At 65.1% G+C, this 12,534-nt stretch carries 11 protein-coding genes; 9 read left to right on the top strand and 2 right to left on the bottom strand.

What is annotated here, in order from left to right:
* Positions 1-193: 193 nt before the first annotated feature.
* The 4 genes from ABW18_RS07615 (at position 194) to ABW18_RS07600 (ending at position 5,010) form a co-directional block, all read left to right on the top strand.
* The gene (locus ABW18_RS07615; RefSeq protein WP_049698363.1) at positions 194-1,327 is read left to right on the top strand and encodes a hypothetical protein; all 1,134 of its coding nucleotides are present in this window, start codon (positions 194-196) and stop codon (positions 1,325-1,327) included.
* A gap of 106 nt (positions 1,328-1,433) precedes the next feature.
* A complete protein-coding gene (locus ABW18_RS07610) occupies positions 1,434-3,185 on the top strand; it encodes a circularly permuted type 2 ATP-grasp protein (protein WP_049698362.1) in 1,752 nt (583 codons plus the stop codon).
* Complete coding sequence (locus ABW18_RS07605; RefSeq protein WP_197494616.1) at positions 3,185-4,165, top strand: alpha-E domain-containing protein; 981 nt, start codon at positions 3,185-3,187, stop codon at positions 4,163-4,165. The genes ABW18_RS07610 and ABW18_RS07605 overlap by 1 nt, the downstream gene beginning before the upstream one ends.
* Positions 4,162-5,010: a transglutaminase family protein gene (locus ABW18_RS07600; protein ID WP_049698360.1), complete on the top strand. Its 849-nt coding sequence runs from the start codon at positions 4,162-4,164 to the stop codon at positions 5,008-5,010. Before ABW18_RS07605 ends, ABW18_RS07600 begins: the two co-directional genes overlap by 4 nt.
* Before the next feature lie 122 nt (positions 5,011-5,132).
* Here ABW18_RS07600 and ABW18_RS07595 read toward each other — a convergent pair whose 3' ends face one another.
* Both ABW18_RS07595 and ABW18_RS07590 read right to left on the bottom strand, forming a co-directional pair.
* The gene (locus tag ABW18_RS07595) at positions 5,133-5,549 is read right to left on the bottom strand and encodes a type II toxin-antitoxin system PemK/MazF family toxin (protein WP_049698359.1); all 417 of its coding nucleotides are present in this window, start codon (positions 5,547-5,549) and stop codon (positions 5,133-5,135) included.
* Positions 5,546-6,229: an alpha/beta hydrolase family protein gene (locus tag ABW18_RS07590; RefSeq protein ID WP_049698358.1), complete on the bottom strand. Its 684-nt coding sequence runs from the start codon at positions 6,227-6,229 to the stop codon at positions 5,546-5,548. Before ABW18_RS07590 ends, ABW18_RS07595 begins: the two co-directional genes overlap by 4 nt.
* On the opposite strand from ABW18_RS07590, the gene ABW18_RS07585 reads away from it, so the two are divergent.
* The 5 genes from ABW18_RS07585 (at position 6,228) to ABW18_RS07565 (ending at position 12,445) form a co-directional block, all read left to right on the top strand.
* Positions 6,228-6,677: a hypothetical protein gene (locus ABW18_RS07585; protein ID WP_152930031.1), complete on the top strand. Its 450-nt coding sequence runs from the start codon at positions 6,228-6,230 to the stop codon at positions 6,675-6,677. The two genes, ABW18_RS07590 and ABW18_RS07585, sit on opposite strands and share 2 nt — an antisense overlap.
* A gap of 143 nt (positions 6,678-6,820) precedes the next feature.
* The gene (lepA, locus tag ABW18_RS07580; RefSeq protein ID WP_049698356.1) at positions 6,821-8,704 is read left to right on the top strand and encodes a translation elongation factor 4; all 1,884 of its coding nucleotides are present in this window, start codon (positions 6,821-6,823) and stop codon (positions 8,702-8,704) included.
* A 4-nt stretch (positions 8,705-8,708) separates the two neighbouring features.
* Positions 8,709-10,748 (top strand): M3 family metallopeptidase, encoded by a 2,040-nt coding sequence (locus ABW18_RS07575; protein ID WP_049698355.1) that lies wholly within the window; start codon positions 8,709-8,711, stop codon positions 10,746-10,748.
* A 110-nt stretch (positions 10,749-10,858) separates the two neighbouring features.
* Positions 10,859-11,461: a TetR/AcrR family transcriptional regulator gene (locus tag ABW18_RS07570; RefSeq protein ID WP_049698354.1), complete on the top strand. Its 603-nt coding sequence runs from the start codon at positions 10,859-10,861 to the stop codon at positions 11,459-11,461.
* 57 nt (positions 11,462-11,518) lie between these two features.
* Positions 11,519-12,445: a cation diffusion facilitator family transporter gene (locus tag ABW18_RS07565; RefSeq protein WP_049698353.1), complete on the top strand. Its 927-nt coding sequence runs from the start codon at positions 11,519-11,521 to the stop codon at positions 12,443-12,445.
* Positions 12,446-12,534: the final 89 nt, after the last annotated feature.

The following is a 12,534-nucleotide window of genomic DNA, read 5'->3' as shown; positions in this document are numbered from 1 at the left end:
TCAGACGGGTGGACAGCACGTGTCCGCCGTCGACTCTGCGACAGCGGTCTACTTTACCAGCCGGAAACAGGGGTCCCAAATCCGCAGGCGTCGGCGTGCGCAGGCAGGCCTCGGTCACCGATCTCCTGTGAATCCACGCGGCATGTGACGAGGTCGCAGATATGTGCCCGAGCGCAACTAAGCTCGATCCATCATGTCAGTTGTTTTCATTCACGTCGGATTACCCAAGACAGGCACCACCCACCTCCAGGATCGCCTGTGGTGGAACCGCGACCTCGCTTTTCGTCACTCCGGGCTGCTCTACCCGGGAAACGAGATGGCCGATCACTTTCACGCCGCAACGCATCTGCAGCCGGGCAGGTATCTCGACTGGGTCGACCCGGCCTTCGCCGGGAGTTGGTCGACGATGGTCTCGCAGATGCGTGCGTGGCCGGGGGCTTCGCTGGTGTCGCATGAGTTGTTCGCGACGGCGCGTGAGGAACAGATCGAGTCGTTGGTGAACGACCTCTCCTTCGCCGACGAGGTCCATGTGATCGTGACCGTTCGCGATCTGGCCCGCCAACTGCCGTCGGTGTGGCAGGAGAACGTCAAGAACCAGCGTCTTGCGTCGTTCGACGATTTCGTGACCTCCGTGCGTCGGCACGCGCCACGTCGAACCGGGTCCTGGGGTGGCGACATGGAGGAGGAGCCCTTCTGGGAATTCCAGGACTACGTGGGCATCCTCGGACGGTGGGCCAAGTTCGTCGGACCGGAGCGGGCTCACCTGGTCACCGTGGCGAAGTCGGGAACCGGCGCATCGTCGTTGTGGGAGAGATTTCTCTCCGTGCTCGACGTGGATCCGGCTCCGATGACGATCGACGTTCCCAACAACAACACCTCGCTCTCGGCAGCGCAGGCAGAACTCCTGCGACGGCTGAACTCGCGCCTGCAGCCCGACGACATCGAGTGGGATCGGTACGAGCGTGTCGTCAAGGGTCACATCATCGCCAAGGTGCTCTTCGCACAGACCGGCGGCACCCCACGTGGGTTGTCCACCGAACAGCGTGCGTGGGCAGCAGACGAAGCCGAGGCGATGATCGACGCCGTGCGCGTGGCCGGATATCCCGTGACCGGTGATCTCGGCGATCTCGCGGTGAGCACGACGGCAGGCGACGACGCCCAGCCGCCGACGGTTGACGAAATTCTCGACGCCTCACTCGACGCGATCGCAGGAATCGCGCAGACGATGCCTTACCCCGAGACCGGAGCCCGATTGCAGACGCGCGCCGCGAACGTGGCTCGCCGGGTCGGGCGACGCGTCGTTTCGCTGCGTCGAACCCTGGGCTAGCGCTGGGCTCGGCCTGCAGCGAGGAATGGGGCCAGGAGAAGGCCGCCGCGACGCGCCCACGCAGACGTCGTGCCGAGTGGGGCGATCTGAGGCACCATGTGTGTCTATGAGTCCCGCGTCAACCGGTGCGCAAGCCAAGAAGGCATCGCGCAAAACCGCGCCCCCGTCGTCGTCGAAGTCAGTCACCGCCGCCAAGTCGGCAAACGGCAAGGGCGCCGAGCCGGGACAGGTTGCCAAGAGCGCCAAGGCCAAGGTCGTCAGGGAGACACTCCCCACCGAGACCGGAATTTTCAAGGGATATTCGAAAGGGCCGTACGGCAAGGCCTTTGACGAGATGTTCGACGCCGACGGCGAGGTACGCCCCGCGTATCGGGGCATCTTCAAGGTCATGGCCGAGTCCGACCGCGCCGACCTCGAAGCCCGCGTCGACGCACTCGGGCGCGCGTTCATCGACCAGGGCATCACGTTCTCGCTCTCGGGTATGGAGCGCCCGTTCCCGTTGGACGTTGTGCCACGGGTCATTTCGGCAGGCGAGTGGAACAAGCTCGAAGCGGGTATCACCCAGCGCGTGCAGGCGCTGGAATTGTTCCTCGACGACGTCTACGGCGAGCAGGAGATCCTGCGCGACGGTGTGTTGCCCAAGCGGCTGGTCCATTCGTGTGAGCACTTTCATCGTCAGGCGGCAAACATCCGTCCTCCCAACGGAGTTCGCATTCACGTCGCGGGCATCGACCTGATCCGCGACGCGAACGGTGATTTCCGGGTGCTCGAGGACAACCTGCGATCACCGTCGGGTGTGTCGTACGTGATGGAGAACCGCCGCACGATGGCGCGGGTCTTTCCCGACCTGTTCTCCACGCACAAGGTGCGCCCTGTCGCCGACTACCCGAGTCACCTGCTGCGGGCCCTGCGGGCCTCGGCCGCCTTCAACGAGGCCGACCCCAACATCGTCGTGCTCACTCCCGGTGTCGCGAACTCGGCGTACTTCGAGCACTCGCTGCTCGCGCGGCTGATGGGCGTCGAGCTCGTCGAGGGTCGAGATCTGTTCTGCCGCGACAACGTCGTCTACATGCGCACCACCGAGGGCGAGCAACGCGTCGACGTGATCTACCGACGCATCGACGACGACTTCCTCGATCCCATGCAGTTCCGTCCGGATTCGATGCTCGGCGTGGCAGGTCTGCTCAACGCGGCGCGGGCGGGCAACGTCGTGATCTCGAGCGCGGTGGGCAACGGTGTCGGCGACGACAAGCTCATCTACACCTACGTGCCGGACATCATCAACTACTACCTCGGCGAGAAGCCCATCATCGGCAACGTCGACACCCTGCGCTGCTGGCTCCCCGAGGAGTGCGACGAAGTGCTCGATCGGATCGACGAGCTCGTCGTGAAACCTGTTGAGGGATCGGGTGGTTACGGGATCGTCTTCGGTCCCGACGCCACCAAGGCCGAGCTCGACACCCTCGCCCGCAAGGTGCGCAACGACCCCCGCGGATGGATCGCCCAACCCGTGGTGCAGCTGTCGACGGTGCCGACAAAGGTCGGCGACTCGCTACGACCGCGGCACGTCGACCTGCGTCCCTTCGCCGTCAACGACGGTGAGAAGGTCTGGGTGCTCCCGGGCGGACTGACCCGCGTCGCACTGCCCGAAGGGTCACTCGTCGTCAACTCCAGTCAGGGTGGCGGCTCGAAGGACACGTGGGTGCTCGCAAGCAGGGCCACACAGAGTGAGCGCGAACTCGGCGGCGGCAAGGTGGTCACCTCCAAGGCCGCCAAGGCGGCGAGGCCCGCCGAGAGTGCACCCGACCCGGTCTTCGAACAGACACAGCAGCAACAGCAAAGCGGTGATCCCCGATGATGTTGGCCCGCAACGCCGAATCCCTCTACTGGATCGGCCGCTACGTCGAACGTGCCGACGACATGGCGCGTCTGCTCGACGTCGCTATCCACCAGCTCCTCGAGGACACCTCCGCCGACGTCGACGGTGCGGTTCGGATGGTCATCCAGGTTCTCGGGCTCGAGGTGCCCGACACCGACGGGCCGCTCGACGTGTGGTCGCTCACCGAGCATGTGGCGTATGCGAAGGGGTCGGCCGGATCGGTCGTCGACCTCATCCGTGCGGCGCGCGAGAATGCCCGTGGCGCACGGGAAGTCACGTCCAGTGAGATGTGGGAGTGTCTGAACACCACCTACAACGGACTGGCCGAAGCGGAGCGTCGGGGGCGTCGACTCGGACCTCACGAGTTCCTCTCGTATGTGAAGAACCGGGCCGCCATGTTCGCCGGACTCGCCGACGCGACGATGAGTCACGACGACGGCTACCGCTACCTGCTGCTCGGCCGCTCCGTGGAGCGGGTCGATATGACCATCCGCATGCTTCTGTCCCGCGCCAACGATCCGATCAATTCGCCCGCGTGGGTGAATGTTCTGGTGTCCGCCGGTGCCCACGACACCTACCTGCGGACCTATCGCGGTCTGCTCGACGCCGAGAACATCGTGCAGTTCATGTTGCTGGACAGGCTCTTTCCGCGATCGGTGTTCCACGCACTTCGTGTCGCAGAGCAGAATCTCGCGGAGATCGAGAAGCGTCCGAGCCGCGTCGGCGAGCAGGCCGAAGCGCTGCTGCTGCTCGGACGAGCGCGCAGCTCGCTCGAGTTCCTGGAACCGGGCCGACTGCTCGACGGACTGCAGGAACGACTTCTTGACCTGCAGGACACCTGCCGTGCCGTCAACGAGGCGGTCACGGGTCAGTACTTCCATGTGTCACCGTATGTGTCGTGGGCAGACGCCCGGGTCAGCGATGGTGAAGAACACTTCATCGAGGAGAGTGAACTGTGAGCTGGCGTCTGAGGGTCGTGCATTCGACAGGCTTCGCCTACCAGAGTCCGGTCACCTCCTCCTTCAACGAGGCACGGCTGACCCCGCGAAGCGATACTCGGCAGAACGTGATCGTCAACCGTGTGGAGACGGTGCCCGCGACCCGTGCGTACCGCTACACCGACTACTGGGGCACCGCCGTCACCGCCTTCGACCTCCACGCTCCGCACGAGGAGCTGGAGGTGTCGGGGATGTCAGTCGTCGAGACCGAGGCCGGAGAGCGACCCGCCCCCGACAAAGCTGTGACGTGGGAGGAATTGGAGAGCGAGTATGTCGCCGACCGCTACGACGAAATGCTCTCCTTCACAACGTATGTGCCGAAGAACGGGCGTCTGGGCGCGACAGCGCGTCGCATCGCCAAGGGGCTCGAGCCCGAGGACGCCGTCGAGGCGATCTGCAAATTCGTGCACGAGGAGATGGAGTACGTACCGGGAACGACAGGCGTGCACAGCACCGCCGTCGACGCCTGGAACGAGCGCAAGGGTGTGTGTCAGGACTACGCGCACGTCAGCCTCTCGATGCTGCGCGGTCTCGGCGTGCCCGCACGGTACGTCTCCGGATATCTGCACCCGAAGCCCGACGCGAAGATCGACAAGACCGTCGAGGGACAGAGCCACGCGTGGATCGAGGTGTGGACAGGCGGCTGGTGGGGCTATGACCCGACCAACGACACCCCCATCACCGAGCAGCATGTGTCGGTGGGCGTCGGCCGCGACTACTCCGACGTCTCGCCGCTCAAGGGCATCTACACCGGCGGCAAGGCGACGGACCTCGACGTCGTCGTGGAGATCACGCGCCTGGCGTGACCGGCCCGTGCCGCCGCCGGTGAATGTGTGTCGAATCGAAGGAATTGGGTGCTGCAGCAACCACATCCTTCGATTCGACACACATCTATAGCTCGACGGGTCGCCGATCTACCGCGAGCGATCTACCGCCAGCCGTAGTCGCGGCGTAGTCGGTCGGCGACGGCGTCGAAACGCTCCTCGTCGAGGATCGCGCCCTCGCGTCGAATTCCGTGTTCGAGGACGTACAGCACGCGATCGAGGCGGATGTAGCTCTCGCGGTGTTCGTCGTCCCAGACGCCGGTCCCGAGTTCCATCCAGTTCGGGTCGTCGCGGTGGTAGTCCTGGCTCGAGAGCATGAGGCCGAGGAGATGCGTGTGCTCTTCGCCGCTGTCCCGTCCGACGACCAGCACCGGACGGTCCTTGCCCTTGCTCGGATCGTCCTCGTAACGCACCCAGGTCCAGACGATCTCGCCGGGATCGGCTGCGCCGTCGAGGTCGGGGGAGTAGACGATCTCGCGGGCCGCCTCATGGGTGGGGCGCACCCGCGTGCGAGCGGTCATCGCGTCGGTCCGTTCAGGATCAGGTCGTCGACGGCGTCGGCCGCGAGCTGAGCAGTCGGCTTCTTGTCGGGTTTGAGGTCGTGCCCGGTTTTCTCGATCTCGACGAGCCGGGTCGGCGCGGGGATGAGCGCAATGGCGTCGGTGATCTCCTCCGTCGTCGCGAAGGGGTCCGACGCCCCGTGCACGATCACCGTCGGAATCGTGATCTCGCCCAGGTGCTCGCTACGCGCGCGTTCGGGTTTGCCGGGCGGATGCAACGGATACGACGACAGCAGCAGCCCTGCCGCGTCTGTGGCGGCACCATCCTCCGCGACGACCATCGACGCCTGCCTGCCGCCGTAGGAGTGGCCACCGAGGACGAGTGGACCGCCGGATTCGGATGCGAACAGCGCGGCCGCCTCACGGATTCCGTCCCGATCGCCTGCCGCACCCGACGGGCTGGGCGGGCCCTTGGGCCTGCGCTGCCGGTACGGCAGATCGATGCAGGCGACGAACAGCCCGCGGGCGCTGAACTCGACGCCGTAGGCCCGCATGATCGCGGTCTGCCGGTTGCCTCCCGCGCCGTGCGCCAACACGAGGACCGCGCGAGGTCGGCCGTCCGGACGGTAGATGTCTGCGACGACGCCGTCGCCGGTGAAGGTCTCGGGACTCACGGCGTCCACGTTATAAGTTGCAGGCATGAGAGCCATACGAGTGGCGTGGCTTGCGATGGCAGTGGCGGCAGTTGGCTACGCGGTGGCGTGCGGGTTCATGCCGGTGGGCGAGGTGACGGTGAGTTGCGGCAAGAGCGGCGAACTGTCGGTCGCCGGTGCGCACGCCGGCGCCACATGTGAGGACTCGATCTTCGCTGCGCTCGGTCCGCGCAGGCTGATCGAGATGGGGGTGCTGCTGGCGTCACCTCCACTGATCGCCGCGGTCGCGCTGCGCGTATGGGTCTCATGGCTCGTCGTGCCCGCGATGGCCGTGCTGGTGTTCGTCGGCGTCGCGAACTGGGCTGACTTCTGGCTTCTGCTCTCGTTCGGCGCGCTTGTGCTGCTCGTCGCATCGATCGTCGTTGCGACGGCTCATCTCGCCGTGCGCGCACGCAGGGATTCGCACCGCGCTCGGGGCGCCGCAGCGGGTATGTGACCGAATCCGACCAGCGCGAGCTGACCGGATCGAGTGGACTGGCTCGCTCCGACACTTCTCTCGCAACCCGGCCCCGACCCGCCGACGGCCCGCCGTGAGAAACTGGATACGACGACCCACACCCGCATCGCACTCGAGTACTGGTGCGCACCTGTAGGAGCAGTTCGATTCCCACCTTCGCCGACACCACGTTCACCGATCCCAGCCGGATCCGGAACTTCTGCATCATCGCGCACATCGACCACGGCAAATCGACGCTGGCCGACCGGATGCTGCAGCTCACGGGCGTGGTCGCCGAGCGGGACATGCGCGCCCAGTACCTCGACCGCATGGACATCGAGCGCGAGCGTGGCATCACGATCAAGGCGCAGAACGTGCGCCTGCCCTGGAAGTCCGACGGTCCCGACGGCCCGCAGACCGACTACGTGCTGCACCTCATCGACACTCCGGGCCACGTCGACTTCACCTACGAGGTGTCTCGTGCGCTCGAAGCGTGTGAGGGTGCCGTTCTACTCGTCGACGCCGCGCAGGGCATCGAAGCGCAGACCCTGGCAAACCTGTACCTGGCGATGGACAAGGACCTGACCATCATCCCGGTGCTCAACAAGATCGACCTCCCTGCCGCCGACCCCGACCGCTATGCCGAGGAGATCGCGCACATCATCGGCTGCGAGCCCGACGACGTGCTGCGTGTGTCGGGCAAGACCGGTGCGGGCGTCACGGAACTGCTCGACGAGGTGATCAAGCTCGTGCCCGCGCCGCAGGGCGACCCCGATGCTCCTGCGCGCGCCATGATCTTCGACTCCGTCTACGACACCTACCGCGGCGTGGTCACCTACGTCCGCGTGGTGGACGGCAAGATCGTCCCGCGCGAGAAGATCGCCATGATGTCGACCGGGGCGACGCACGAGCTGCTCGAGGTCGGCATCGTCTCGCCGGAACCAAAGCCGACAAAGGGGCTCGGCGTCGGCGAGGTCGGCTACCTCATCACCGGCGTGAAAGACGTGCGGCAGTCGAAGGTCGGCGACACCGTCACGACCGCGCGCCACGGCGCCACCGAGCCGCTGACCGGCTATCGCGAACCGCGCCCGATGGTCTACTCCGGCCTCTACCCGCTCGACGGCTCCGACTATCCGGTGCTGCGCGACGCTCTCGACAAACTGCAACTCAACGACGCCGCGCTCACCTACGAGCCGGAGACGTCTGTCGCGCTTGGCTTCGGTTTCCGCTGCGGCTTCCTCGGACTGCTGCACATGGAGATCACCCGTGAGCGGCTCGAGCGCGAGTTCGACCTGAACCTGATCTCCACCGCACCCAACGTCGTCTACCGGGTGGTCATGGAAGACGGCTCCGAGTCGATCGTCACCAACCCGTCCGACTGGCCGGAGGGCAAGGCACGCTACATCTACGAGCCGATCGTCAAGACGACGATCATCGCGCCGAGCGAATTCATCGGTGCGATCATGGAGCTGTGTCAGTCACGGCGCGGTGAGCTCGGCGGCATGGACTACCTGTCGGAGACACGCGTCGAGATGCGCTACACCATGCCGATGGCCGAGATCATCTTCGACTTCTTCGACTCCTTGAAGTCGCGCACCCGCGGCTACGCCAGCCTCGATTACGAGGAGGCGGGCGAGCAGGAAGCCGACCTCGTGAAAGTCGACATCCTCCTCCAGGGCGAGGCGGTCGACGCCTTCAGCGCGATCGTGCACCGCGACGCCGCGTTCGGCTACGGCAACAAGATGGCCACCAAGCTCAAGGAACTCATTCCGCGGCAGCAGTTCGAGGTGCCCGTGCAGGCGGCCATCGGATCGAAAATCATTGCGCGCGAGAACATCCGGGCGATCCGCAAGGACGTGCTCGCCAAGTGCTATGGCGGCGATATCAGCCGAAAGCGCAAGCTGCTCGAAAAGCAGAAGGAGGGCAAGAAGCGGATGAAGACCATCGGTCGGGTCGACGTCCCGCAGGAGGCGTTCGTCGCCGCACTCTCCACCGACTCGATGGGCGACAAACCGAAGGGCAAGTGAGGTCATGGGTACAGACAACGTGAATCCCGTTCTCGCACAGAGCGATCTACCGCACGGCCTGCCCGACTTCGCCTCGATTTCCGACGACGACTTCCTGCCCGCGTTCACCGACGCGATGGCATCGCAGTTGGCGGAGATCGACGAGATCGCGAACAACGCGGAGCCGCCGACGTTCGGCAACACCGTCGAAGCGGTCGAGTTCTCCGGACGCGATCTCGCTCGCGCGGCCGGCATCTTCTTCAACCTTGTCGGTCCGGATACCAACCCGAAACGCAACGAGATCAGCCGCGAGCTGTCGACGCTGCTGACCGATCACCAGAACACCATCGCGATGAACCCCGTTCTCTTCGAGCGCATTTCGAAGGTCCACGGCGACGCCGATGACCTCGACCTCGATGAGCCGCGGCGTCGGCTACTCGACAAGCACTATCGCGGCGCGGTGCGCGCCGGTGCGGGTCTGTCGCCCGATCAACAACAGGAGATGCGCGAGATCTCGTCGCGACTGGCCCTGCTCACCACGACGTTCTCGCAGAAGATCCTCGACGACTCCAACGATTCGGCCGTGTTCGTCGACGACGCATCCGCGCTCGACGGTATGTCGGCCGGTGAGATCGCCGCCGCGCGTCGTGCCGCCACCGAAGCGGGACACGACAGTGGATATCTGATCGCCCTCGAACTGCCGACGAGCCAGAGCGTCCTCACCGAACTGACCGACAGCGCTGTTCGACGCCGCGTCTTCGAGGCATCGATCAACCGCTGCGCTCGCGGAAACGACAACGACACAACCGAATTGGTGTTGGAGATCGTGCGGCTGCGCGCCAGGCGTGCGGAGTTGCTCGGATACAGCGATCACGCCGACTACGTGATCGCGGAACAGACCGCACCGTCGGCCGAGGCCGTCGACGACCTATTGCGGGAACTCAGCGAGTCGGCGATGCGAGCGGGGGAGCGCGAACTCGACGACTTGCGGGTCCTCGCGGGCGACGCCGAGATCGGTGCCGCGGACTACACGTACTGGCTCGCGCGTGCGGCGCGGTCGAAATCCGATGTCCCGCTTGATGATTTCGCCGACTACTGCGAACTCGAGACGGTCCTGACCCGCGGGGTGTTCTACGCGGCCAACGTGCTCTACGGGCTGCGCTTCGTCGAGCGTCCTGAACTGCCCGCCTACCACCCCGACGTTCGCGTGTGGGACGTACTCGACGAGAGCGGGCGCAGCATTGGCCTGTTCCTCGGCGACTACTTCGCACGCCCGTCCAAACGCGGTGGGGCATGGATGAACAGCATTGTCGACCAGTCGACGATGCTGCAGACACAGCCCGTCGTGGTCAACGTATTGAACCTGACGAAGCCCGATGACGGTGAGAAGTGCCTGCTGACCGTCGATCAGCTCACCACCCTGTTCCATGAGTTCGGTCATGCCCTGCACGGGTTGCTCTCGGCCGTCGACTATCCGTCGCAGTCGGGTACGTCGGTACCGCGCGACTTCGTCGAATTCCCGTCGCAGGTCAACGAGATGTGGGCGCTGCACCCGTCTGTCCTGGCCAACTACGCGCGCCACCATGAGACCGGCGAACCCATTCCCGCGGAGCTCGCCACGGCGGCACGCGAGTCGGCGGGAACCGAATCTGCCCACGGCACAATCGAATACCTGGCGGCATCAGTCCTCGACCTCGCGTGGCACCAACTCGACACCGCGCAGGCCGAGGCGATCACCGACGTCGCAGGCTTCGAGGCGCAGGCGCTTCGTGCGGCGGGCATCGGGACCGACTTGATCCCGCCGCGCTACCGGAGCACCTACTTCAACCACATCTTCGGCGGCGGCTACTCGGCCGGCTACTACTCGTACATCTGGTCGGAGGTCCTCGACGCCGACACCGAGCAGTGGTTCCTGTCCGAGGGTGGCCTGCAGCGCGAGAACGGCCGACGATTCGCACAGTCGACGCTGTCTCGGGGAGACAGCGTCGACCCGCTTGTCGCGCACGAGGAATTGATCGGACGCAAGCCCTATATCGAGCCGTTGTTGGCGCGGCGCGGGCTGTGACGGCGCTTGCCCCGGGCGGCGGCGCCGACTGATCTGACCCGGAGGATCGGTGCGTGAGCTGGGGTAGGTTGGGGTTCGACGGGTGTTGATGCGGCGGGAGGTGTATCGCGATGGCGACCGCTGCTCCCATGCCGACGCGCAAAGACGCCGTACGGAATCGTAAGAGGATTCTTGTCGCAACGGGCGAAGTGCTGCGCGACGACTATGAGAACGTCAGCATTCCGGTGATCGCGGAGCGCGCCGGGGTCGGCACCGCGACGGTCTACCGCTACTTTCCCTCGTTGGAGACGCTCGTCCGTGAGTATCTGCAGGGTGTGATCGTCGAACTGCGTGACTACAGCCAGGATTCGACGAAAACCGGCACGGCGCTGTTCGAGGACGTCGTCGCTCAACTCGGTCGGCTTCTTGTGATCAACGGTCCCGCAATGGTCCGGTTGCGTCGGCCGGTGGGCTTCCTCACCCGACTTCGCGAGGGCGACCCGACGATCCAGACGGTACGTGACGCCTGGGAGCGTCCGATTCGGGCGGTATTGCGCAGCAAGGGAATCGACGACTCCCACTTCGATCACGCGTTGTTTCTCTACAACCAGATGTTCGATCCACGCGAGGTACTCGATCTCTTGGCCAGCGGCCTGTCTCTGGACCAGACGATGCGTCTGCTGACGTCGGCGTACTACGGCGCCCTCGACGGGATGGTTGCTGCAGATATCTGACGTCGCTGCCCGGTTCAATGGCGGCGCGAGTCGCCCGTCCTGTGGTGCAATTGGTCAGTGGCGAATGCATCCGCAACTTCGCGTCCCGATCTGACGCGGTACGCGCTCCTGAGTATTGTCACGGCTTTGGTCGTGATCGTGATGAAGCTGATCGCCTGGCGCGTCAGCGGGTCGGTTGGTCTGCTCTCCGACGCACTCGAATCGGTGGTCAATCTCGCTGCCGCGATTGCCGCGTTCTTTGCACTGCGTGTGGTCGCGAAACCTGCTGACGCAGAACATAATTTCGGGCACGCGAAGGCCGAGTACTTCTCCGCGGTGTTCGAAGGCATCCTGATCGTCGTGGCGGCCATCGCGATCATCGTGGCTGCGGTGGATCGGCTACTGCATCCCGCCGAACTGGAGGCGGTGGGACTCGGACTCGCCATCTCCGTCGCCGCAACCGTGCTGAACGGTGCCGTGGCGGTGATCCTGCTCCGGGCGGGTAGACGCTACCGCTCGATGACGCTCGAAGCCGACGGCAAGCATCTACTCACCGATGTCTGGACCACCGTCGGCGTCATTGTTGGTGTGTTCCTTGTTGCTGTCACCGGCTGGCTGCCGCTCGACGCCATCGTTGCCATCCTCGTCGCGGTGAACATCATCGTCGTCGGTGCGCGACTCATCTGGCGCTCGGGTGACGGGCTTCTCGACGCCGCGCTGCCCGCCGTCGACCTCACGACGGTCAACGACGTGCTCGACCGGTTCCGTACCGACGAGGTGGCATTTCACGATGTGCGCACACGCGAATCGGGACACGAGCGGTACGTCCAGATGCACATGCTGGTGCCGGGGGTGTGGAGCGTCGACCGTGCCCACGACGTATCCGAGCGCGTCGAAGACGAACTGCACGCGGCTCTCGATCATCTGCGGGTGAGCATTCATATCGAGCCGATCGAGGATCCGCGCGCATACGAGTCGTGGAGATTGGACTCAAACCCGCACTAACGCAACCGTTCCCGCAAGGCCCTGCCAGTGAGAATAAGCTGTGCAATACTGCATCGCATGACTCGCAGTGTTGACCGCGTCACTGCTGA

The sequence above is a fragment of the Gordonia jacobaea genome (genome assembly GCF_001186365.1).
GTDB classification, from domain to species: Bacteria; Actinomycetota; Actinomycetes; order Mycobacteriales; family Mycobacteriaceae; genus Gordonia; species Gordonia jacobaea.
This window is presented reverse-complemented; position numbering and strand designations above follow the sequence as displayed.